Here is a 24299-nt window from a genome sequence, read left to right on the forward strand (position 1 = left end):
CTCTACGCAATCCCGGGACACAGCTTATTTCCGTATATATCACTGAGATATTTTGTGCAGAGCGGACGCATCTGCCGATCCCTTCCGATGATCTGTACGGAACATCTCCTGATCCTCAAAAGATCCATATTCCATGCGTCCTGAAACGCCATTCCCCCGATGCTGATCATCTTCTTATCCCCCGGAATCCACAGTAATTTTGTGGATTTCCGTATACTCCGGTATCCGTCCTCGCTCTTTTCCCGTCTCATCCTCCGGTTTAAAGAACGCAGCTTTCCCGTCCCGTCACACAGAAAGATCCCCTGGAAGGTACATGCCGCATGTTCATATGCTCCGGGCAGAAAGTCCTGAGCCCGCACCTCGCCTTCTGTCTGGGTCTCGATCCTGCGGATCACCTCCGGAATAGTGATCCTCGGATTTTCCCCCTCCGGGTAGATTCCGAAATAGCTCACCGGCTGAAAATATACGCCCCTCACCGCAGGCATATAGCTTTTTGCAAAACGGATGATCTCGCCCAGCTGGCCGTCATTGCTCCCCGGTATTACGCAGGGCACCAGCACCACCGCCAGTCCCGCTTCTGCGCAGTGTTCCACAGCCTTCCTCTTCTGGTCCAATATACTTCTCCCATACTTTGTCTGATAGGCGTCCTCCCGAACCCCGTCAAAGCCCAGATATACCGTTGTCACCCCGCTGTCCTTTAACAGCCTGCAGTAAGCAATGCTCCCGCTCAGACGAAGCCCGTTCGTATTGAGCTGGACATAGGAAAATCCGAGCTCCCTCGCAGCCCTGGCGATCTCCGGCAAGTCCTCCCGCACGGTGGGCTCCCCGCCGCAGAGCTCCACCAATGCGTCCTGCCCCGCATGTGCCCGGTAAAAGGCAAGCTGCTCCCTGCATTCCTCCACTGAGGGTTCATAGCGCCTGTCCCCCTTCTTTCTGGTAAAGCAGACCGGACAGTCCATGTTGCAGCGGTTTGTGGTCATCAGCGCGGCGGAGCAGGGCTGCACCTGCGCACATCCGGCAAACTCCCCTTTACGCATCTGCTCACAGACTTCCTCCTCTGTCCTGGGAAGGCGATCCGTATGGATTCCGCCGTCCTCCAGCCACTTCAGATAGTTTTCCGGAGAATCTTCCCAGATCAGCGTCTTCATGCTTCCATGCTCCAGGCAGGATTTTTCCATATATACCCTGTCCTGCTCCGCCGTTATTTTTGCCGGAATTTCTTTCAGGCAGTAAGGACAGACGCTGAGGGTACAGCTAAGTATTTTACTCATTTTTATACAACCGCTCTCCTTTCAGGCTTGTCAGATGGAAGGCGCACAGCGGAACTGCCTGTCCATCATATGTAATCACATGCACGCAGCAGCCTTTCAGCCTTCCGATGTCAATATTGTATGCGTCCTGAAATCCCATTCCGCTGACCGACAGGGTATAGTTTTTCAGCCGCCGGATAAATTCCTTCATGGACTTCCTGCCGGGCCTGGTCTCCCCTGCGCGGCTGCTTTTGCCTAAAGGCAGCGCCTCCTCATCCTGGAGCTTCCAGTGCTTGTTCGTAAATGCATTGGCCTTCCGGGCAAAATCGGTCCCTTCCGGCACCTCTTTATTCTGCATATGTTTGGTGACAGGTTTCAGTCCTCCGTCTTCCTCCAGATAGTACAGCGCGCTGAACGCACAGTGGGAATCGTATCTCTTTCTCGGCACGAAATCCTCCGCTTTCATCTCCCCGCCTGTCTGGCCCGTCAGACAGGCGATGACATCCGACAGGTTCATGCGATCCCAGATCAGACTGCCCTGATCGTTGGGATATCTTCCAAAATAACTGATCGGCTGGAAGTGCACCCCTTTCACAATGGGCATATGCTTCTTTGCATATGCGATCAGGTCTCCAACCTCTCCGTCGTTGAGACCTTTTACCAGAACCGGCACCAGCATGACCCCGATGCCCGCCCTCTCACAGTTGGATACGGCCTGCAGTTTGATATCCAGCATGTTTTTCCCCCGGACCTTCCTGTATACCTGGTCCCTCAGGCTGTCAAACTGCAGATAGATCAGATCCGCGCCTGCTGCTTTCAGCTCCCGCAGGTAGTCCGGGTCTTCTGCGATCCGTATCCCGTTGGTATTTACCTGGATATGGGAAAATCCCATCCGCTTCCCCATCCCCAGGATTTCCGGCAGGTCCTTTCTGACCGTGGGCTCCCCGCCGCTGAGCTGGATGGAGCAGTCTCCTCCGTTTCGGTATGCCGCCTCATACATCCTCTGGATTTCCGTAAGCCCCGGTTCATACCGCGCCTTCTTTGTATCCGCAAAACAGACTTCGCACTCCATGTTGCAGCGATACGTAATCTCCAATACAGCGGTACAGGTCTTTCCTTCATGCCCCCTGCACAAGCCGCAGTCAAAGGGACAGTCCTTCTCCATCTCGGAACCGTTTCTGCACGGTTCTGCATGTACGGACTGTTCCATCCATTCCCGGTACTGCGCTGCATCGCTCCAGACCAGCACCCGGTACGTTCCGTGTTCCGGGCATTCCTTTTCCAGAAATACCCTTTTGTCCTCCTCGATATGCCGGGCCGGAATTTTTTTCAGGCATTCCGGACACAGGCTTTGCGTCTCATTGATGATCTTTTTCATAACAGCCTTTTCATATCCTCTTATGCTTCCCTGCTCAATACCAGTGTCTCAACCACACTCTCCATCCTGTCTCCTGTAAAAACCTCCTGGTTCCAGAAATCCGTTTCATACATCAGCACATGCTTCCCGGTCCGTTCTTCCACGATCTTCTGCAGGAGGTTCTGCAGCGCCCCCATCCATCTGTCAAACGGAAACATGCCCAAAACCAGCCCGTCCAGGTGGTTTTTTTCAATGATCCCGCAGATTTTTCCGGCTTCTTCAGCAAGGTCTTTTCCGATCAGCATCCCCATACATTCGATTGCCATATCTTCCAGCGGATTTTTTCCCTGGATCGCCACCGCCGTGCTTGCAAAAGCCGTATGGTTCAGAAGCCCGATCCCATAATCCTCCATGATCTTTGCGTATTTTGGATTGCAAACCGGCGTATAATAAACTGCGTACCGGTATTTCATAGGCCGGCAGGCTTTTTTTTCGGATACCCTGTCCTGCATTTCTTTCAAAAGCTCTGCCAACAGCTCTGCAATCTCATCCAAATCTGTCCGAAAAGATGCCAGAAGCAGAGTTTCGATCAGTCCCACCTCCTCGTTTCCGATCACAAACTCTGCCGTCCGGTTGAGAAATCTCAAAATCTGTTCCCTGCGCATTGCCAGCATAAAGCGTTTCATTTTTAGCTTCTTATAGAGCGCTTCGTTCTCCCCAATCTGGTATCGCTCCCTGATCCTCGCAAAACCGTGTTCGATCTGCCGTCTGAGATGCTCCTCCTGGCAGCCGCTTTTTGCAGGCTTGTGAACAAGGATGCGGATGGTCTCCGGCTCCTCATCCTCCAGCATGGCGTCCTGCTTGGGCGCCTCGTTGCACAAAAGGCCGTAGGACCACCGGATATCCGGACAGGGCACCATCTGTTTTTCAATCAGCAGTCCCCGCATCAGGTTTACCCCGCAATGCCTGCATCCATTGGAGGCCGCCAGCTTTTCCTCCAGGCCGATGATCCCATAGAGCACCACCATTGCAACAAGGTCCGGCGTACAGACTTCGGCATCCAGTCCGGCTTCCCTGAGCGACTCTCTGAGCCAGTACATTCCCGTATTTGTCCCGGGGACATTATAGTAGATTTTGACGCACGGCTCCTCCCACAGACGTTCATAGCCGATCCATTCCCTTACATACAGGCGCAGAAGCGCCCTGACACCGGATAATTCCATGTGAAAATATTGGGGAAGATATTTCTCACAGCACCGTCTCAGGTCTTGTTCTGTCACGCCGAACCTGCCGCATGCCCGAACCAGATACGGCTTCACCTCCCGGGCATCCGGAAACTGCAGTAACTTTAAAAATTCCAGATAATGATCTTTTGCATCCATTCCCTTTCCCCTTATCCCCCGGCCGGCCGTATCCGGACTCCGGTTCTTCCTCTCTATTCCTGCCGCAGAATATAGCCCAGGATGTCCTGATATCCCACGATGCTCTCATCTTCATAACAAATTTTCTGCAAAATCCCTGTGCAGGGTGCATGGATCTCCAGCACCCTTTTCTGCACTTCGAAGGAGCACAGGGTGTCCCCTTCTTTTACTCCATCCCCTTCCTCGGCGTTCCAGAATACCATCAGGGATTCCGCCGCCGTATCCACCGGCCGGTTCTGACATTCACATTCAAATCCCGGAATCTTACACGGCATCAATTCCCGGGGTACGACAATGGGTACCAGCATCCTATGCCTCCTCTGCGAAAAACGGACAGGCTTCTTTTTTACAATCCAGATTTCTGCCGCTGTAGCTGCAGCGGATTTGTTCCGGCATCGAAAGCCGGATTCCCAATTTTTCCTCAATGGTCTTCCGGGCGGAATACAGGGCCAGGAAACAGCAGCGCTTGCAGCACCGGGGCCCTTCCACCCCTGCGATAGCCGTCAATGCGTCTGCCGTTGCCTGGTTTGCCGCTGCCCATCCCTCCTGGGACAACGGGGAAATCTCCTGGTAAACGCTGTAAAAGATTCCCACGCCGATCCCTGCCCCGCAGGCCCCGTAGAACCCGCAGAAGCCGCCGAGGACATCTCTGGCCCGCTGCTCTGCTGTATCCAGCTTTTTGAGAAGCTCCCCACGTTCCCCACCCGCGGCCCCGTGGCAGGCTGTCAGAAGGACCGCGGGCACAATATAATGGTGGTAAGGATAATGCATCGGTATTTCCCTGATTTCCATGAGTTCCGCTGCCATCTCATATAAATCCGTCTTTTTTTCATCGAACAGGGTCAGGCATTTTTCTTTGATTGCCCCGAAAATTTCATCCTTCAGTACGATATTTCCCATTTCCTTCATCCCCTATTTTACTTGTGAAATGCTTTGCCTAACGCATTTTTACAGGTTTCCATCACGATCTCTGAAAGCGTCGGATGGGCATGGATGCTGTCCGCCACATCGTCCAGGGTCAGCCCGTTTTGAATCGCGGTTGCCACCTCCTCAATCAGCACGGAGGCGTCCTCTCCGAAGATGTGTCCCCCGATGATCTTATGATCCTCTTTTCTGGCGGTTATTTTTATCAATCCAGTGGTCTTCTGCATGGCCATTGCCTTCTCATTGCTGGAAAAGCGCATTTTTCCGACCAGTACCTGGATTCCCTGTTCCTCTGCCTCATCCGCGGTGATGCCTACCATTGCGATCTCCGGATGGATAAAGACCGCGGAGGGGATCACATCGTATCTCATATGCGCATCGTTTCCGGCGATCACTTCCGCGGCAATCAGCCCCTGCTTCTGCGCCTTATGGGAAAGCTGCGGCCCTTCCGTAATGTCTCCGACCGCATAGATGCCGGGAATGGATGTCCGCATCTGGTCGTCTGTGACGATCTGCCCCTTCGGAGTCATTTCTACCCCCACCGCCTCTAAGTTCAGTTCCTTTGTATTCAGGCTCCGCCCGATGGCAACCAGCGCCTTGTCCGCTTCAATCTTTTCTCCGTTTGCCAGCTCACAGCATACCCTGCCGTTTTCCTGCACCTGGATAGACTGGATGCCGGAACCGCACTTTAACGTAATTCCATTTTTCTCCATATATTTTCCGACCGCGCCGGTGATCTCAAGATCTTTCAGCGTCGGCACAACATGGGGCATCATTTCCACAATTGTGACCTTGGAACCAAACGTGGAGAAAATGTCCGCAAATTCCAGCCCCAGCGCCCCGGCTCCGACTATAATCAGTTCTTCCGGCATTTCCTGCAGATTGAGCGCCTCGTCGCTGGTGATAATTTTTTCTTTGTCAATATGAAACGCAGGGATCATGGCAGGCTCGCTTCCGGTCGCAATGATGATATTTTCCGCAGTAACGGTTCTTGTCTCCTCTCCGTTCACAAGCTCTACCGTGTGGGCGTCGAGCAGCCTGGCCTTTCCCTGCAGCCTGTCAATGCCTCTTGGTTTGATCAGCATGTTGTCCAGTCCGAACTTGAGACTGTTGACCGCCATCATCTTTTTCTGATGGATCACCCTCATATCCGGTTTTGCGTCTGTCACGGCAATCCCGTATTCCTTTGCCCCCAGAACCTCCGCATAGACCTTTGCCGACTGCAGCAAAACCTTGGTCGGAATGCACCCTCTGGATACACAGGTACCTCCCGTGCCGTTTTTGCGGTACTCTACCAGCCCCGTTTTCTTTCCCAGGTCCGCGCTCCGCATGGCGGATGCACATCCGCCGGAACCGGCCCCAATACTTAACACATCATAATCATACATCCCGCAGCCCTCCTCTTTTTATACGATACTTTACATTATCTACATTTTTCATAGACCATCTGGCAGTAAGACAGCTCCGCCCTTCGGAAAAAGGTGTCTGTCTTCTGCGCCGTTTCGCCGCATCCTTTGCATCCGGATTCCCCGCTGTGAAAGTACCTGCTCAGATATCCGCCGATCTCCCCGATCCCCACTTTGTATACCTTGCACAGCCACAGGGTGATCCGGATCAGTTCTCCGTATTCTTCCTGGTAGCGTATCCGGCGAAATCCGGCCTTCTGCAGCATATCCTCATAGCACTCCTTTGTCTGGACACCCGCGAAGCAGGGAATATGCACCACTTCTTCCCGCAAAAGCTCCTCCCCGCTGTTTCTGATCACAAAGTCGTGAAGCAATAGTCTCCCGCCCGGTTTCAGCACCCGGCCATATTCCCGAAGCGCCTCATTTTTTTTCGGAATGGGGGAAAACGCGGATTCACTGAACAGCCCGTCGAAGCTTTCGTCCTCAAAGGGAAGCTCTGCGGCATCCGCGCAGAGATACCACAGCTTTTTGCCTTCTCCGCCGCCGTGCTTCTCCACTGCCCGGCTGATCAGTTCCCCGGAGATGTCAAAGGCTGTCACATCCAGTTCTTTTTCCGAAGCAAGATAAGCCGACGCTTCTCCCACAGAACACCCGGCTTCCAGAATTTTCATGCCCGGCTCCCATGCCGTATAGGGCATTCCCTTTTCCAGAAGCCGAAACCTCTCAGGCCGGATCTCAAATGCTTTGGCAAGCGGCAGATTTGTTTCCATATTTATTTCCCTTCCAGCATCTGTTCCGCGGATGCCAGCTCATTTACCACATACTCCCCGTCCAGGTATTCCGTCCCGCACTGCGGGCATCTGTATCCGGTTCCCGGAGGAAGGTCCACCTCCCCGTAGATCAGCGCAATATCAAATACCTCTTCCATATCTACATTGCATTTGCTACATTTCCAATCAGCCATGATTCTTCCTCCTATTCCCCGTCTTCCGTAAGTTTTACTCTGTGGCTGTATGCATTCTCTACAGTGATTTTCCCGCTGTCGTCTCTGGTATACTCCGCATACACCGTAAATTCACCGAGCCGTTTCTTTCCCAGGCATCTGCTGCCGCCTTCTTCATACAGCTTCTGCGTTGTCTCTGCGTATTCCACAGCTTCCTTTACATCCGCTTCCTGGATTCCTCTTTCCTCCATCAGCCCTTTTGCTTCATTGCTTATCTCGATTACCATGTATTGTCCCTCCATATGTAATGCGTCCAATTCCCATATTTTTTCATCAATTTTCATAACTAGGAGGCAACCACACTGTATGCGGTTGCCTCCCCCTTAAGGAAAATCAGTGTCAGTTCATCTCCTTCTTCATATACAGAAGCTGAGAAATACTTTCGATACGGGTACGCAGCGCCTCTTCACTGTAGTCACGGTCATCCCAGAAATCGGATTCCATATAGAAATGCGGAACACCCGTTTTCTTTTCTACCAGGTCTGCACACATCTTCTGGTGTGCTCCCAGCCATCTGTCGAAGTCAAAGAAGCCCATCAGCATGCCGTCAGGCTGGTTTGCATTTACCTTTTCCACCATGGACTCTACTTCGCAGCCCATGTTCTGTCCCATCGGGAACCGCAGCCATTCTTCTGCGAAGCTGGAATAAATATCCGTCGCATACTTATGGGGCGACATCTGGCTCTTGCTTGGTGTCATCGTCTCGCTGAATGTGGTGGCAACACCGTTTTCACGGAACAGCCTGTCTACCCACGGGATACAGAACGGTACAAAGTAGCTTCCAAGCTTCGGAGCACCCTTCGGGGTCACGCCGCTGCCGGCCTTGATCTCTGCACGGATCTCCTGGAGCAGTACGTCGATTGCAGGCTCCATATAGGTATATCCGTTATTAAACGCGGTCACCATCGGCATTGCAAACTGGGTCAGCGCATTTCCTCCGATGGGAACCGGATCTGCTTTACATACGAGGGATACCAACTGGCCGTATTTGAAGGAATACTTCAGATTTTTAGCCTGTGCGTCCTTCAAAGCCGTCTCATTGATTTCGATTCCTGTAAGCTCCTGGATCTGGCGGATACCGTCTTTAAATACGCCTGACAGATATTTGATACGTTCCTGATCTTCGTAATCTGTCTCGTCAATATTGGTATCATGCGCGATACGTGATACAACGGCGGTCCACTCTTCTCCCACCAGGCACTGGATAAATTCATCGGTCTTCGGTCCTTCGTCGCAGTTCATTCCCCAGCTCCAGATGACATTCGGAGCGACCAGAATCTTCTTCGCAAACGCGGATACACGCATCTTATTCAGCGGGCAGTGGCGGCATCCATATGTAAAACCGATCTCCTCCGCATAGTTGATATACGGAGCCGCATTATGGAAGAAGGAATTGATCGTATTTACAAGCAGGAAATCCGGGAACCCTACATACATATCCGGACTTGCGGATTTCATAGTGTAATAGGAAAGGGGCACGCATGGAATGATCCCGTATACAACCGGCTTTCCTTCTTTCTTGTTCTCTCTTGCGCCGACCACCAGGTCCACAATCTCCCGCAGGAATGCGCCGATCATCATACGAAGTCCTTTGAACTTGATATCCCAGTTCGTCGGAATAAACTCATTGATCGCAAACTCTACATTTTCATCGGACAGTCCGATGATCTCTGTCGCTTCCATCCACCTGGGCAGAAATGCGTCCAGTTCTTCCCCGTGAAACTCTGCAAGTTCCAAAAGCTTTTTGTTCAGTTCTACACACTTAGACATTTATTTTCCCTCCTTAACACTTTCCACGAAGCTCTCAATTCTTGTTGTAAGAGGTCCTGTAGACTCTCTCGAATACTCATAAGAAGACTCCAGCTTGAGCATCGGAACCTTACTCTCCTCCAGCCATTTTGCGAGACAGGTACATTCCATATCATAGATCTCATCAAAGCAGAGCTGATACCATACTACGCCGTCGATCCTGTAGTCTTCGATCATCTGTTTAAAATATGCGTACCTCTCCTTCCATCCCGGCTGCATCACGGACAGCGGCAGTGTATCTACATAGCGGTTCTTCGCGAAATTATGCACCAGATTTCCTTCGGTCTCCACATCCTTCTGCAGTACGCGGTAGCCTTCGTCAAAGTACTCTGCAACAATCGCCCCGCCGCTCTGCTCAAAGATTCTCGGAACAGTGTAATCACCGATGGCAACTGCACGGCCGATAAACAAAAGTCTCGGCGCGTCTGCTTCAAAGATTCCTTCCGCGTCTGCCAGCTTATTGTAAATCGTCTCCAGCTTCTCCAGCATAACGTCCGGATCAACGATAAATGAATAGTGGTGAAGGTGGATCACATCGTCCAGGCCGACAGGCGGATTGTCCTTTTTCCGAAGGTCGTTGATCTTCCTCAGCCACCCATTGATCTGATTGGATTTTTCAAAGTTTGCCTTCGCCTCATCCCAGTCCACTTTCTTTCCTGTAATCTCCTCTACCTCAGCGATCATCTCGCGCAGGGACCGCTCATAATAGGCATCCGCACCGTCTGTTTTCCAGTCCGCCGGAATCCCCACCTTGTTTACTTTGATTCCCTTAAATTCCAGCAGCTCCGTAATACGTCCGATATGGTTGTCTGTCTGCTGTGTAACCAGCAGGTCGCTGATCGGCATGATCGGGTCCAGCCCAAGCTGCATAAATCCGGCCAATGACCGTGCCAGAGGATTCATGAAACGAAGCATATAGTCCAGAACCGCATCCGTAGGCTCCGGTTCCCCGCCTCTCAATGCGAGATAGGTCTGGGCGCCCGCCGCGCGGATGATTTCTTCCGGAATATAGGTTCCGTTGTACTCGATGATCTTCGCTCCGTCCTTCTTTGCCTGAATCAGTTCTTTTACTCTTCCTCTTGAAAGAGCATCCAATTCTTTCATAATTTCTCTCACTTGTGTCTGCCTCCTTTTTCTTAAGTGATTTTTATTGCCACGCAGAATAAACTGCGCAGGTTTCTATGCCTTCTGATGTTCCTTCCGCGCCCGGAGAGCCGCCCCGAGGGCCGCCGTGGACTGGGGCTTTTCAATTGCATGTACCTCTTTATTCAGAAGCTTTGCAAAAATGCGCTCAATCCCCTTATTATTCGCAACTCCGCCGGAAAAAACGATGGGTTCCGGAAATGAGATTCTTGCCGCCTTGCCCTGGGCAATGATTCTTCTGGCTATGGATACCCCCGTCCCGGCCGCAATATCTTCAATCGGAATATTCTGGGACAGATGGGATATGATCTCCGACTCTGCGAAAATCGTACACATACTGCTGATCTCAACCGGATTTTCCGCTTTCAGAATCAGGTCTGAGAGTTCTTCCATCTCTACTCCCAGAAGCCGGTGCGTCAATACTTCAAAAAATCTTCCCGTACCTGCCGCGCACTTGTCATTCATCCCGAATTTATCCACATTTCCGCCTGCGTCCAATTCGATGACCTTGCTGTCCTGCCCGCCGATGTCTATGATCGTACGTGCACCTGGGTACACATACTCGGTTCCCACCGCATGGGCAATGATCTCAGGAATGTTTTTATCTGCCCGTTCAAACGCTTTCCTTCCATAACCGGTGGATATCGTATATGCGACGTCCTCTATGGAAGCGCCTGCCTTCTCCAGCACGTTCTGCAGTACCTTCTCGCCGCTGGCATTGCGGTTAAACTCCGTCATAATCGATGCGAACATGACTTCCCGGCCGTCCTCGTCTACAAGCGCGGCCTTTGAAGTCGTAGACCCTATATCAACTCCTGCGTACAGCATATTGTTCTCCTTTCGCTTTTATTTACATTGTAAATAATCATGTAAAATTGAAGCACACCTCTGTGCGCTTTATTTATTTACATCGTAAATTTTATAGTATAAAAATAACATGTATTGCACTTTTTGTCAATTGGCCACACATGTTCTTTTTATTCTTTATGCATATTGCACAAACCCCAATATTCTTTTTTGTCGGATTTCACCGCCCCAGGTCAAACACACGATCTACGCAATATTCTACCTGATACAAAAATTCATCTTTGGACAGCGGATTGATCCCGTTAATATATTTTTTCAGCTCGCTGTACATCATATCTTCACAGATCCTGCATGCAAGCTGGTAATCCCGTTCTTTGCTGTACTTATAATAGGACTGGAGCGGATTGACAAATAACCGCAGTTCCGCGTCCGCATAAAACTTCGTGTACCCTTCCCCCAGCATAAATTTCATTAAATTCCTGTGCTTTTCGCCGTATTCATAAAACTGCTCTGCATAAATCTTTATAAATGCAGCCACACCGCTTCTGTCCTTTTTCTCTTTCAGAGACAGCTTCTGTATAATGTTTCGGAACAGTTCATTGTATCCCCTGATCATCAGTTCCCGCTTCACTTCATCAATATTGCTCACATAATTATACATGGTCATAGAGGAAACCCCAAGCTCGGAAGCGATCCGGCGTGCGGACAGAACCTCGATCCCCTCCTCTTCCACAATCGATACCGCAATATCTATAATCTGCTGTTTGTCATACAGAACTTTATTTCTTCCCATAGTCTGCCCTTACCATCTGACGAATTCTTGTATGGTAGGAGATATTCTGAATTCGAGACAGTCTGCCCTCCTTAGTAAATGTTGCGTCATTCCAGAAATTCCCCTCCAGATAATAATGGGGAATCTCTGTACTCTCCTCAATAATCTGAATCGTAGTCTTATGCATGCCCTCTATCCAGCAGTCAAAAGAGAAAAAGCCATATAATACGCCGTCCACCGGTCTTTCTTTCAGGATGCGTATCACCATGTTGGCCTCATCCCCGGAATTGACAGACGACGGATGGGACAGCCACTGCTTCGCCATAATCCTGTAGATGTCCGAATCGTCCTCGCACTGCTTCTGGATGGAGGAAGTCGCAAAATACATATCATACGCAATATTGATCCCCTGGCTTTCGAAAACCTGCCCCACCCAGGGGACACAATACGGCGTAAAAAAGCATGCAAACTTCGGAGCACCTGCCGGCAGCCTGCCTTCCCTTCTCTGAATCCGCTCCCGGATCTCCTCCGTAAAGACATCAATCGCCTCCAGAAAATACTGCCATCCCGTATCAAAGGGTGTATGCTGTATAGAACTGAACAGCGTAAATTCATTGCAGGAAACCGGCTGCGGATCGGCCTCGTAGATCAGCCGGGTCATTTCCTCCAGCTTTGAGACATATTCCTGATAGAGTTCCTCTGCTTTTATGATATGCTGTTTATTCACGACAATACCAGTATAACCTGAAATCTCTTTTTGTGCAAATGCTATCCTCTCGGACAGATATGCAACTCTTCTGTCATCCTGGGCTTCCCGAACTCCCATCTTCACATCGTGGGGCATCATTGTGACCACAGAGTGCCCTTCCGACTCCATATTCAGGCATTTCATATACTCGTCCGTTTTGGGCCCTTCATTGCAGAGCATCCCCCAATTCCATTCGACTGTCGGCGCCGCGATGATCCCTTCGCACTGGGCATTGATCCGCATCCGGTTTTTTCCGCAGTGCTGCCCGTTTTTATTCAGACAGGAAAAGTCCTTTCCCTGCATCAGCTCCGTCTTTCCAAATAATACCCGGATCACAGAGATCAATAGAAAATCCGGCTGCGAGATGTGAATCTGTTCCCCGCCTGCCACCTTATTTGCATAGACTGCCGCCGGATGTACGGGTAAATTGCAGTATATGATCCGGTCTCCCCTTTCCTTGAACTCCGAAAGCCTGGAAAACTGGATCAGTTCACGGATATAGGCCCCGATGCACTTTCTGACGCCCTTTAATGAGATATCCCAGTACTGCGGTATCCATTTCTCCAATGAATACCGCACATCCTCCTCCGAAACATTGAGTAGACCGCACACATTTTTCCAAAAAGGAAGGCTTTCCTGTACTTCCTCCTCTGAAAACTCAAACGCCGCTAAATATTGCCTGTATATATCGCCCATCAAATAATGTCCCTTCCCGAATCCAAAAAATATTTTCTAGTATTATACATCACATTCTACATTTTTTAAAGATATACACAGTAAATTTATCTGCGAAAATCAGGAATCCCATGCAATTTTCCCCATTCCATGTTATAATCTATTTACGCGCGAGATTCACCATGCCGGCTTTCTTTTCACCTGCCCGGTATGGATGGACATATCAAAGGATAAAGGAGTTTTTACTATGAAGATGAACGAACTGAAATTGGTCTATTTCAGCCCTACAGGAACCACAAGGAAGGTCATCATGGAAATATCTGCCAATATTAACCTGAAATCCGTCTCATACGACCTGACGGTACATAAGGAAAAAAAGCCTTCCCTGAAATTTAAGAGCAATGACCTGGTGCTCTTTGGAATCCCGGTATATGCGGGCCGTGTGCCGTCCACTTTTCTGGAATATTTTGAAAATCTTTCCGGACAGGGTACGCCGGCTGCTCTGGTTGCCACCTACGGCTGCCGGGAATACGAGGACGCGCTGTTAGAGCTGAAAAACGAAGTAGAAAGCCGGGGCTTTAAAGTCATCGGCGCGGCGGCATTTCCCACCGAGCACTCCATCGTCCGCTCCATCGGGCTCGGCCGTCCCAATAAACAGGATCTGAAAGGAATTGCGGACTTCGGCATGCAGTTAAACCGCCGTGTCCAATCCGAGACATCCTTCGACCAGTTCAATATTGTGGTTCCTGGCAATATGCCTTACCGGAAGGCCGGGGCTGCCCAACTGACTCCCAAGGTCGATGTTACCGCATGTACCATGTGCGGTTCCTGCGCAAAAAGCTGTCCCACAGGCGCTATAGACGCGAAAGACCCAAAAAAGACGAATAAAAAGAAATGTATTAGCTGCCAGAAGTGTCTCCGGATCTGTAAGCAGAAGGCCCGTTATGTCAGCGGCACAAAAATGAAGCTGCTCACCGGAAAGCTGAACAAGGCATGCCAGAGTGACAAGAAGGCGGACATTTTCCTCTAATATGGAATTACATACCGACCGCAGCACAAAAAAACAGACTACCTTTGTTAGATAGTCTGTTTTTTATCTGTGTCTGATGATTATTTTGTCAGCAGCATCATGATCTCGTTGCTTCTCTGTACAAATGCGGTCATTTCCTCCGGATTGAGAGGTTTATGCGCGATCATTGCCAGGTCATAGAGCTGCTTGCAGATCATGGATATATGTGTATCCTCCTTGTTCTCCGTCACAAACTTCACCAGCGGGTGGTTTGCGTTCAGTACCAGCGTCGCCTGTCCGCCAAGACCCATATCCATGCCGCCGCCCATGCTGTACATGCGCATCATTTCCTCCATACGCCTGGACTGCTCGGAAAGAACAGCCATGGAAGCAATGCTGTCGTCCTTGAGCTTCTCAACCTTGACTTCCAGCTTCTCGTTGTTCAGTTCCTTGCGGAACAGCTCCACCAGCTCGTCTGTAAGCTTCTGAAATTCTTCCTTGTCGCTCTCATCTACTTCATCCTTCAGGGAATCATGCACCTCCGCATCAATCCTCTGGAACCTTACATCCTCATTTCGCTGCTCCAGGTAGGTGATAAATGCGGAATCAATGTTGTGTGTCAGGATCACCGCATCCTGTCCCTGTTCCTTGAACATCTTGATATACTGGCTCTGCTGCTGTTCATCCGTCACGTAGTAAACGTTGAGAGGTTCTTTTTTCTTCTCCTCCTCGGAGTCTCCGACAACCTCCGCTTCTACGGCCTCCGCCCCGTCGCCGGCCTTACTGTCCTGTGCGTCAGCATCTGATACTTGCGCTTCCTCCTGCGCCGCTGCGTCTACGGTCTCCGGATTTTCCACAGTCTCTATATTTTCCTCTTCACCGGAGGCTTTCTTTGCATTCTCAATATATTCTTCCAGAGTCAGGTACTTGTGCTCCAGGTTCTTATAAAGGATCGAGCCCTTGATCTTGTCTCCGAACTTCTCGTCCTTTAAGCATCCGAACTTGAGGAACGGGCTGATATCATCCCAGTACTTCTCATAGTTCTCCTTGTCGGTCTTGAACATGCCGTTCAGCTTGTCCGCCACCTTCTTGGAAATATAATCCGCTACTTTATTTACAAAACCGTCGTTCTGCAGCGCGCTTCTGGATACGTTCAGCGGCAGATCCGGACAGTCGATGACGCCCTTTAATACCATCAGAAATTCCGGAATCACTTCCTTGATATTGTCCGCGATAAATACCTGGTTGTTATACAGCTTGATGGTTCCCTCGATGGAATCGTATTCCGTATTGATCTTCGGGAAATACAGGATTCCCTTCAAATTAAACGGATAGTCCATATTCAGGTGGATCCAGAACAACGGCTCCTTATAATCCAAAAATACCTTGCGGTAAAATTCAATATATTCTTCCTTCGTACAGTCGCTTGGGTTCTTGCCCCACAGGGGATGGATATCACTGAGGGAAACCGGACGCTTCACGATCTTCGCTTTCTTCTTCGGCTCGCCCTCTTCGCCTTCCTTAGGCTCCTCCGTGATATGCTCTACCACTTCGTCTGTCTCCAGCACGTCTGCCTCGTCGATGGTCTCATACTCTGTCTCCGCATTCGCCTTGGACAGGAAGATCTCCACTGGCATGAAGGAGCAGTACTTCTCCAGCACTTCTCTTGCACGGTACTCATTGGCAAATTCCAGGCTGTCGTCATTCAGGAACAGGGTAATCTCCGTTCCCACCTCCTGCTTGCTGCCGTCCTGCATCTCGTACTCTGTGCCGCCGTTGCTGACCCAATGTACCGATACGGCATCCTTACGGTAGGACAGGGAATCAATGTGCACCTCATCGGCAACCATGAATGCGGAATAGAAGCCCAGGCCGAAATGCCCGATCATCTCATCCTCCGTGGTCTTATCCTTATACTTCTCCAGGAACTGCGTAGCGCCTGAGAAGGCGATCTGCGTAATATATTCTTCCACTTCCTCTGCGGTCATACCAAGGCCGTTATCAATAAACTTCAGCGTCTTCTCTTCCGGGTTGACGATCACCTGAATCTTTGCCTTGTAATCCTCCGGCATCTCATATTCGCCCATCATGTCCAGCTTTTTCAGCTTTGTGATCGCGTCGCAGCCGTTGGAGATCAGCTCTCTCATAAAAATATCGTGGTCAGAATATACCCACTTCTTGATTATTGGAAATATATTCTCACTGTCAATGGATAAATTGCCTCTTTTTGTTCCCATGTAAAACACTCCTTTTCTATGATTTTCATGTATTGATATATGAACCTGAAACAGACACTCCTGTAAGCCATTCTGTGTCCGCTTTCTTTGTCTAGATGATATTCTAATACAGGTTTTTTAAAAAGTCAACACAAAATTAGCACTCTTTTTAGGTGAGTGCTAATAAATTCGTAAAGTGTTTATTAAAAGTCTATAAAAACAGAACTTTTTATCCCAGCATTTCCCGCAGCATCTGGTTCACCTTTCCCGGGTTCGCCTTTCCCTTCATGGCCTTCATGGTCTGTCCCACCAGCGCTCCCAGTGCCTTTTCTTTTCCGCCTTTATAATCCGACACTGCCTGGGGATTGTCCGCGATCACCTGTTCCAGCGCTGCCTTAAGCTTTCCCTCGTCATGAACCGTTTTCAGTCCCTGTTCTTCCACATACTTCTCCGGGTCCACGTCCTCTGCAAAGACCTTCTCAAACACCGCCTTCGCCACGGAACTGTTGATCGTGCCCGCATCCGTCAGTTCGATCAGCTTCGCCAGATTTTCCGGGGAAAAACGAAGCTCTTCAGGCTCCATTCCATGTTCCTTCATCAGGCGCATGGTCTCCACCATCAGCCAGTTGGATACTTTTTTCGGCTTTCTGCAGATGGCTGTTGCGGCCTCGAACAGGTCCGCCATGCTCTTGGACTCTGTAAGGATCTCCGCATCGTACCGGGGGATGTCAAATTCCCTCTTATACCGCTCCAGCTTTTCCGTGCGCAGCTCCGGCTGGCGGCTTCTGACTGCCTCAATCCATTCCTCGCTGATGACGACAGGCACCAGGTCCGGTTCCGGAAAATAGCGGTAATCCTGGGCGTCCTCCTTGGAACGCATGGCATAAGAGCTTTCTTTGTTGTCGTCCCAGCGGCGGGTCTCCTGAACCACGGCCTTGCCTTCCTCCAAAAGCTCGATCTGGCGCTCCCTTTCCCCCTCAATGGCACGGGAAATGGCCTTGAAGGAGTTCAGGTTTTTCATCTCCGTGCGTGTTCCGAACCGGGTGCTTCCCACCTCCCGCACGGACAGGTTCACATCCGCACGCATGGAGCCCTCCTGCAGCTTGCAGTCCGAGGCCCCCAGATACTGTATGATCTGGCGGAGCTTTTCCAGGTATGCAATGACCTCCTTGGCACAGCGCATATCCGGCTCGGACACGATCTCCACCAGGGGCACGCCGCTTCGGTTGTAGTCCACCAGGGACGTGTCGTCCCATTCGTCGTGAACCAGCTTTCCCGCGTCCTCCTCCATGTGCATCTCATGAATCCGCACCCGCTTTTTTGTATCCCCCGTTTCAATCTCCACATATCCGTTTCTTGCGATGGGGAGATAAAGCTGGGAGATCTGATAATTCTGGGGATTATCCGGATAAAAATAATTCTTCCGGTCAAACCTGCACATCCGGGTGATCTCACAGTTTGCGGCAAGCCCGATTGCCATGGCATATTCCACCACCTGTTTATTCAGAACCGGAAGCGCCCCCGGCATCCCGGTGCAGACTGGGCAGGTATGGGTATTGGGGGCTGCCCCGAATGCCGTGCTGCATCCGCAGAAAATCTTTGTCTTTGTGGCCAGCTCCACATGTACCTCCAGCCCGATCACGGTCTCATACTGTTTTGCCATCGCGCTTACGCCTCCCTTCCTGATGCCGGATTCTCTGTACCTGCCGCCCGGCTGATGCTCTCCCGAAAATCCCCGTCCTGACGTCCTTTTGTTCCTGCTCCGATTCTGACATCCGCAGGCGCCTCGTACTCCTTCTCTGTCGCGCATTCATAAGCATACGCTGCACGGATCAGCTTTTTCTCCTGAAAACTGTTGCCGATCAGCTGCATGCCGATGGGCAGCCCTCTGCTGTCTTTCCCCACAGGAACGCTCATCCCCGGCAGTCCCGCCAGGTTCACGGAAATGGTATAGATATCGCCCAGATACATTTTCAGCGGATCCTGCAGGCTCTTCCCCAGTTTCGGCGCCGTAGTCGGAGCCGTCGGGCCGAGGATCAGGTCATAGGTTTCAAACGCCTTGTCAAATGCCTGTTTGATCAGTGCTTTCGTGCGCAGCGCTTTCAGATAATAGGCATCATAATACCCGGAGCTGAGCACAAAGGAGCCGAGCATGATCCTGCGTTTCACCTCTGCGCCGAACCCTTCGGACCGGGTCTTTTTATACATGCTGTGAAGCCCCTCGCAGTCTGCCCCGCGGTAACCGTATTTTACCCCGTCAAAACGCTCCAGATTCGAGCTGGCCTCCGCCGACGCGATCACATAATAGGCCGGAATCGCATATTTCACAAGGCTTAAATCAAACTCTTCCAGCACCGCGCCCCGTTCCTCCAGCACCCGGGCCGCCCTCCAGATGGCGTCCGCCACTTCCGAATCCAGCCCTTCCCCCATATAATCCCTGGGAATCCCGATCTTCATTCCCTTTATGTCCCTTTCCAGGGCGGATGTAAAATCATAATCCTGTCTCTCCACGGAAGTGCTGTCCTTCTCATCGCGGGACGCCACCGCTTCCAGGATCGCGGCACAGTCCGCCACATCCTTTGCCACCGGCCCGATCTGATCCAGAGAAGATCCGTATGCAATCAGCCCATAGCGGGAAACCGTACCATAAGTAGGTTTCAGCCCCACCACACCGCAGAAGGAGCTTGGCTGCCGGATAGAACCTCCGGTGTCCGACCCCAGCGCATACCAGCATTCCTGCGCCGCCACGGCCGCACAGGAACCGCCGGAAGATCCGCCCGGCACATACAGCAGGTTATGGGGGTTTTTCGTCGGCCCGAAGCAGGAGGTCTCTGTTGTGCTCCCCATGGCAAATTCATCCATGTTGGTCTTGCCGACGACAACCGCCCCTTCCCTCTGCAGATTTTTCACCGCCTCCGCCGTAAAGGTGGGGCGATAGTTGGAAAGAATCCTGGAGCTGCAGGTGGTAAGCTGCCCCTCGATACTTATGTTATCCTTGACGGCCGCCGGGACGCCTGCCAGAGGCCCCTTTAGTTCTCCCCGGTCAATCTTCTCCTGTACTGCCTCCGCCTGGGCTAAGGCTCCTTCTTCGTCCAGAGTCACATAGCTGTTGATCTCCGGCTCCACTGCCCTTGCCTGTGCCAGCACGGCTTCCAATGCCTCCCTGACCGACACGTCTCTATCCTTGATTTTCCTGCCCAGCTCAAGGGCTGTCAGTTTTAACAGATCCATAACCTACACCGCCTTTTTCTCTCATTTATCCAATCGTTTTCGGTACCACAAAGCTGTCCTCTTTCCTGAGAGGCGCGTTCGCCAGAGTCTGCTCCCTGTTGTCTCCGCCGGTTACCACATCCTCCCGAAATACATTGTGTACCGGAAACACGTGACACATGGGCTCCACCCCCGCAGTATCCAACTCATTCAGCGTGTCGATATAATCCAGCATCTTTTCCATATCTGCCTTTGCGGCCTCTTTTTCCTCCCGGGACAATTCCAGCTTTGCCAGGATTCCCACATACTCCATGGTTTCGTCTGATATTTTGTTTGCCATACATACGCCTCCGTAATTGCTTGTAAACGCGGGCAGTCCCCTGCTGCAGATTTTGGCGCCGCCCTGTTAATCATACTGATAATATTCCCAATAGTCCCCGGTTCCAATCACCTCGCTGGGAACCAGTTCCAGAGAATTTTCCTCTGCCGTTACCACCGTACCTTCCCGCAGATACAGATTCCGGTAGGTATCGTCCATTTCTTCACCGCTCAGCCAGTAGGACGTTTCATAATACCCATCCTCATAATCTTCATCTATGATCATGCACCGCAGGATTCCCCAGCCGGATTCCACATGAAGGTCATACACGCCCTGGACGATCTCATCTCCGACTGTCAGTGTTTCATCCTTCTTAACGGTTACGGTCTCTGTCAGCGGATTTTCCGTAAATTCCAGATCATCCGTCTGTCCGTTTTCCGTCGTCAGTTTCAGGATAACAGGATCCCTGACCGTCACATGCGCCCCCTCATAGAGCCGGATGTCTTCCAGAACCTGCACTTCATCATACTCTTCCTCGGTTCCAAAGGACTGCCAGATATAGATTCCGTTTTCCATATCTTCCAGGCTCAGCCCGCCGCTCCCTTCCAGAAGCTCCGCCGTATAACTTCCCTCCGGCAGATGGACGCCCACCAGATATTCTCCCTGGATCAGTTCCGTCTCATAGTGATCCCCTGTTTCCGCCAGCTCCCTCTCGGCGTATTCGTAGGGTCCCGCATAACCAGGGTCTGCCTCCGGTTCACTGAGCCCTCCGAAATGCAGGCCGTTCTCAGAAATGTAGTTTGCCACGCCTCCCATCAGAACAAACACAGATATAATCACGGCCACGGCTATTTTTGACTTTCCGGACGAGTGTGCATTCCAGGCCGTATTTCTTCCGTTGTTTCCAAATTTTGTATTCTGGAACTGAGCATTGTATTTAAAAACAGGCTTGCTTTTTTTCTCTTTTTTCTCCGTCTCAAAGCTGCCTTTATCCTGCTCTGCCTTGTAGCCGCATTTCTCCGAAGCCTGCCCGGCATCCCCGTTCATACTCTCCACCGTATAGCTTTCGTTCAGATGATAATGCTTCCTGTGGATCCTGGTATTATCCAGCCCGCAGGCCGGGCAGTATCCGCCGCGAAGCTTTCCCCCGCACAAATAGCATTCATTTTTGTTTGCCATTCTCCCTCACCATCTCTTTCCGAGCAGGGAACGCTCCAGAGACTGCATCCGGCCTTCCCGCCGTGTTCTCTACGGTTCCAGTCTGCTCAAATCTCTTGGGAACAATGTAGTTTCCCGCACATTGTCCTCCTCCATCAGTTTCATTGTAAGACGTTCCAGGCCGATTCCCAAGCCGCCATGGGGAGGCATCCCGTGCTTGAAAGCGCTTAAATACTGCTCCATGCCTTCCCCGGTCATCCCTCTGGCCTCCATCTTTTCCAGCAGCCTGCGGTAATCATGAATCCTCTGGCCGCCGGTCGTAATTTCCATTCCCCGGAACAACAGGTCAAAACTCAGAGTAAAAGCTGTATCCTCCGGATCGTCCATTGCATAGAAGGGACGTTTTTTTGAAGGATAGTGGGTGACGAACACAAAATCCGCATCCCACTCTTCCTTTGCATACCGGCTGATCAGGCTTTCCTCCTCCGGCTCCAGGTCAAAGGGGTTTTTGATCCTCCGGCCGTATTTTTCAGACACCAGGCGCTTGATTTCGTCAAACCTTACAGCCGGAATCCGGTCCGTCTGCGGCAGCTCCACGTCCAGAAGCTTTAACTCCGTCCCATAATCCTGTTTCAGCAGCTTCATGGTATACTGCAGAAATCCGGTTTCCATGGCCATGATTTCTTCAAATCCGTCGATATAGCCCATCTCAAAATCCAGGCTGGTATATTCATTAAGATGCCGCTTCGTGTTGTGCTTCTCCGCACGGAATACCGGGGCTGTCTCGAATACCCGGTCGTAAACCCCCACCATCATCTGCTTATAGAACTGGGGGCTCTGCTGCAGGATCGCCGGCCGGTGGAAATAATCCAGCTTAAAGACGTTTGCCCCGCCTTCCGCGCTCTTCGCCCCGATCTTCGGCGTATGGATCTCCGTAAATCCTTCCCCATAGAGAAAATCCCGGAATCCCCTTACCAGTCCTTCCTGGAGCTTGAACCGGGCGCGCTCCCGGAGGTTTCTCAGGGCAATGGGGCGGTAGTTCAGCTTTGCTTCCAGGGAGGTGGACAGCTTCCATTTTCCGATTGCCAGCGGCAGCGGCTCTGCCGGTTCGCTTAAAATCCGGACTGCCGAGATCCGAATCTCAATCCCGCCCGGCGCCTTCTCTGAGTTGATCAAGATTCCTGTTACCTCTACTGTATCCGCTTCTTTCAAATCTTTCAAGAAAAAGTTTGTAATTTCTTCATCGGATACACACTGAACAAGTCCCTCCCGTTTTCTGAGGATGATGAAAGCCACATTGCCCATGTCACGGATCGCATGAATGGCGCCGTTTACTTTTACGGTATTCCCCGCCAGATCCTTTGCCATTAATTCATGCAATTCCAATGTCTCTTTTTCTTTTACTCCGGTTACAAATTCCATACTCTTTCTCTCCTTTCCGCTGCGCAAAAAAAGTCCCGGGATGCCATCTGCGCATCCCGGGACGGAATTTATTTCGATATAAAATCCGCGGTACCACCCGCATTGAACAGTCCTGCCTGCCCCCTTGCAGATCAGAAACTATCCCTCTCGTCATCGCATATAACGCCTGCTTCGCGTACCGGCCTACTCTTCCTTCAGCCGGTCGGCTCCCAAGTGTTCCCTTACGGAGCTGCCGGAAAGATCCCTTCCTGACACAGCTCCTGATCTTCTCCCCTGTCTGGCGCTCTCAGTCGGTGACGCCGCCTTCCTGTCAGGTTCTGATGACCAGAGTCTTGTTCTCTGCCTTTGATAATTTTGCACTTCACTATGCTAAAATTGTTTACAATAATAGCACAGTTTTTTTACCTTTGCAAGACTTTTTTCTCAAAAATGTATTTTAAAGTTCTTCTCGGATCACTTCCAAAGCTTTGTCAAGCTGGTTATCCGCTTCTTCGTCCTCTTCATTCGGCTCATATTCCACTTCCACATCAGGAGTGATCCCGGCCTCATTGATACTTCTCCCGCTGGGCAGAAAATACTCGGATGTGGTGACCTTGATATAGGATCCGTCCAGAAGGCTGATGATCTCCTGCACCACCCCTTTTCCATAGGTGGTCGTGCCTACGATCTTTCCCTTTTCATAATCCTGAACCGCACCGGAAAAAATCTCGGACGCACTGGCGCTGTATCCATTTACCAGAACCGCCAGCGGCCGGTCAAACTCCTGCTTCCCGTCGCAGGTGTACTCCTCTTCCTTGCCGTCCTTATTCTCCGTGGAAATGATCGTTCCCTTGGGCAGGATCAGCCGCAGCATATCCAGAACCGTGTCCAGATCCCCTCCCGGATTGCTCCGCAGGTCAATGACAAGGCCCTTCATCCCTTTCCCATCCAGTTCCGCCAGAGCCGCCTTGAACTGCTCATAGGTCACCGAGTCAAATTCCGTGACCCGGATGTATCCCACCTGGGAGTCCTTCATCTCATATTCTACCGTCTGCGCCTTCACGATACGGCGTACTGCCGTAATCTCCTTTTCCTCGGAACCCCGGATCACGTGCAGCGTCACCTTGGTGCCTTCTTCCCCTTTGATCCAGGCAACCACCTGGTTCAAATCTTCGTCCGTGATCTCATGATCGTCCACCTGATACAGGATATCCCCTGATTTCAGCCCGGCTTCCTCTGCCGGAGAATCCCGGAACACATTGGTAATGGTCACGATCTTTGTCTCATAGCTCTGGGATAGGCCGGCCCCGATTCCCGAATACTCTCCGGAAATCCCCTGCATCAGTTCCTCGGCCTCCTCCTCCGTGTAATACACGGAATACGGATCTCCCAGGGCGCGCACATAGCCTTCATACATCCCCTCCGTAAGGGCACTGTCGTCGATCTCATCCTCCCGGAGGTACACACTGTCGATCACTGCACGAATCCTTTTAAGCTTTTCCTCCGAAAATCCTTCCTCTTCGCCTTCTTCCCCGATCGCTGACAACTGGGGCACAGCACTGGCCACGGTCCCTCTGATCCCGTTGACAGCCGTCACAATACATAACATAGCAAGGGCGCCACACAGCGCCCCTTTCAAAAATCTATACTTTTCGTTCATTCTCAGCTCCA

Annotated in this window: 22 protein-coding genes; 1 reads left to right on the top strand and 21 read right to left on the bottom strand. The window is 51.2% G+C overall.

Annotated elements, in window-relative coordinates; genetic code table 11:
• Positions 1–2: 2 nt before the first annotated feature.
• From EBB54_RS16810 to EBB54_RS16875, 14 genes are all read right to left on the bottom strand, one after another.
• Positions 3–1271, bottom strand: coding sequence for a radical SAM protein (locus EBB54_RS16810; RefSeq protein WP_125128293.1), 1269 nt, complete (start codon positions 1269–1271; stop codon positions 3–5).
• On the bottom strand, positions 1264–2628 hold the full coding sequence (trsS, locus tag EBB54_RS16815; RefSeq protein ID WP_125128294.1) for a radical SAM (seleno)protein TrsS: 1365 nt from the start codon (positions 2626–2628) through the stop codon (positions 1264–1266). Before trsS ends, EBB54_RS16810 begins: the two co-directional genes overlap by 8 nt.
• 20 nt (positions 2629–2648) lie before the next feature.
• Positions 2649–3989, bottom strand: a complete 1341-nt coding sequence (locus EBB54_RS16820) for a 2-hydroxyacyl-CoA dehydratase family protein (RefSeq protein WP_125128295.1) — start codon at positions 3987–3989, stop codon at positions 2649–2651.
• A 53-nt stretch (positions 3990–4042) separates the two neighbouring features.
• The gene (locus EBB54_RS16825; RefSeq protein ID WP_125128296.1) at positions 4043–4336 is read right to left on the bottom strand and encodes a lipoyl domain-containing protein; all 294 of its coding nucleotides are present in this window, start codon (positions 4334–4336) and stop codon (positions 4043–4045) included.
• A gap of 1 nt (position 4337) precedes the next feature.
• The gene (locus tag EBB54_RS16830; protein WP_125128297.1) at positions 4338–4928 is read right to left on the bottom strand and encodes a DUF5714 domain-containing protein; all 591 of its coding nucleotides are present in this window, start codon (positions 4926–4928) and stop codon (positions 4338–4340) included.
• Between the two features lie 17 nt (positions 4929–4945).
• Positions 4946–6340 (bottom strand): dihydrolipoyl dehydrogenase, encoded by a 1395-nt coding sequence (gene lpdA / locus EBB54_RS16835; RefSeq protein WP_125128298.1) that lies wholly within the window; start codon positions 6338–6340, stop codon positions 4946–4948.
• A 35-nt stretch (positions 6341–6375) separates the two neighbouring features.
• Positions 6376–7128 (bottom strand): class I SAM-dependent methyltransferase, encoded by a 753-nt coding sequence (locus tag EBB54_RS16840; RefSeq protein WP_125128299.1) that lies wholly within the window; start codon positions 7126–7128, stop codon positions 6376–6378.
• A 2-nt stretch (positions 7129–7130) separates the two neighbouring features.
• On the bottom strand, positions 7131–7322 hold the full coding sequence (locus tag EBB54_RS16845) for a DUF7479 domain-containing protein (protein ID WP_004077805.1): 192 nt from the start codon (positions 7320–7322) through the stop codon (positions 7131–7133).
• Positions 7323–7333: 11 nt separating this feature from the next.
• The gene (locus tag EBB54_RS16850; protein ID WP_125128300.1) at positions 7334–7588 is read right to left on the bottom strand and encodes a hypothetical protein; all 255 of its coding nucleotides are present in this window, start codon (positions 7586–7588) and stop codon (positions 7334–7336) included.
• Between the two features lie 112 nt (positions 7589–7700).
• Positions 7701–9131, bottom strand: coding sequence for a 2-hydroxyacyl-CoA dehydratase family protein (locus tag EBB54_RS16855; protein WP_125128301.1), 1431 nt, complete (start codon positions 9129–9131; stop codon positions 7701–7703).
• The gene (locus EBB54_RS16860; protein WP_125128302.1) at positions 9132–10286 is read right to left on the bottom strand and encodes a 2-hydroxyacyl-CoA dehydratase subunit D; all 1155 of its coding nucleotides are present in this window, start codon (positions 10284–10286) and stop codon (positions 9132–9134) included.
• A 63-nt stretch (positions 10287–10349) separates the two neighbouring features.
• Positions 10350–11141: an acyl-CoA dehydratase activase gene (locus EBB54_RS16865; RefSeq protein ID WP_125128303.1), complete on the bottom strand. Its 792-nt coding sequence runs from the start codon at positions 11139–11141 to the stop codon at positions 10350–10352.
• Between the two features lie 199 nt (positions 11142–11340).
• On the bottom strand, positions 11341–11913 hold the full coding sequence (locus tag EBB54_RS16870) for a TetR/AcrR family transcriptional regulator (RefSeq protein ID WP_125128304.1): 573 nt from the start codon (positions 11911–11913) through the stop codon (positions 11341–11343).
• Positions 11900–13336 (bottom strand): 2-hydroxyacyl-CoA dehydratase family protein, encoded by a 1437-nt coding sequence (locus EBB54_RS16875; protein WP_330554696.1) that lies wholly within the window; start codon positions 13334–13336, stop codon positions 11900–11902. The genes EBB54_RS16870 and EBB54_RS16875 overlap by 14 nt, the downstream gene beginning before the upstream one ends.
• 226 nt (positions 13337–13562) lie before the next feature.
• On the opposite strand from EBB54_RS16875, the gene EBB54_RS16880 reads away from it, so the two are divergent.
• Positions 13563–14345: an EFR1 family ferrodoxin gene (locus EBB54_RS16880; RefSeq protein ID WP_125128306.1), complete on the top strand. Its 783-nt coding sequence runs from the start codon at positions 13563–13565 to the stop codon at positions 14343–14345.
• Positions 14346–14425: 80 nt separating this feature from the next.
• Here EBB54_RS16880 and htpG read toward each other — a convergent pair whose 3' ends face one another.
• From htpG to EBB54_RS16915, 7 genes are all read right to left on the bottom strand, one after another.
• The gene (htpG, locus tag EBB54_RS16885; protein WP_125128307.1) at positions 14426–16561 is read right to left on the bottom strand and encodes a molecular chaperone HtpG; all 2136 of its coding nucleotides are present in this window, start codon (positions 16559–16561) and stop codon (positions 14426–14428) included.
• Positions 16562–16769: 208 nt separating this feature from the next.
• Positions 16770–18203 (bottom strand): Asp-tRNA(Asn)/Glu-tRNA(Gln) amidotransferase subunit GatB, encoded by a 1434-nt coding sequence (gene gatB, locus EBB54_RS16890; protein WP_125128308.1) that lies wholly within the window; start codon positions 18201–18203, stop codon positions 16770–16772.
• Positions 18204–18208: 5 nt separating this feature from the next.
• Entirely contained in the window at positions 18209–19771 is a 1563-nt protein-coding gene (gene gatA, locus EBB54_RS16895) for an Asp-tRNA(Asn)/Glu-tRNA(Gln) amidotransferase subunit GatA (RefSeq protein WP_125128309.1), read from the bottom strand.
• A gap of 25 nt (positions 19772–19796) precedes the next feature.
• Positions 19797–20090 (bottom strand): Asp-tRNA(Asn)/Glu-tRNA(Gln) amidotransferase subunit GatC, encoded by a 294-nt coding sequence (gatC, locus tag EBB54_RS16900; protein WP_004077828.1) that lies wholly within the window; start codon positions 20088–20090, stop codon positions 19797–19799.
• A gap of 66 nt (positions 20091–20156) precedes the next feature.
• Positions 20157–21248: a hypothetical protein gene (locus tag EBB54_RS16905; protein WP_125128310.1), complete on the bottom strand. Its 1092-nt coding sequence runs from the start codon at positions 21246–21248 to the stop codon at positions 20157–20159.
• Between the two features lie 69 nt (positions 21249–21317).
• Entirely contained in the window at positions 21318–22649 is a 1332-nt protein-coding gene (gene aspS, locus EBB54_RS16910) for an aspartate--tRNA(Asn) ligase (RefSeq protein WP_125128311.1), read from the bottom strand.
• A gap of 436 nt (positions 22650–23085) precedes the next feature.
• Positions 23086–24288 (bottom strand): S41 family peptidase, encoded by a 1203-nt coding sequence (locus tag EBB54_RS16915; RefSeq protein WP_125128312.1) that lies wholly within the window; start codon positions 24286–24288, stop codon positions 23086–23088.
• Positions 24289–24299: the final 11 nt, after the last annotated feature.

The organism is Schaedlerella arabinosiphila (assembly GCF_003885045.1).
Taxonomy (GTDB): Bacteria; Bacillota; Clostridia; order Lachnospirales; family Lachnospiraceae; genus Schaedlerella; species Schaedlerella arabinosiphila.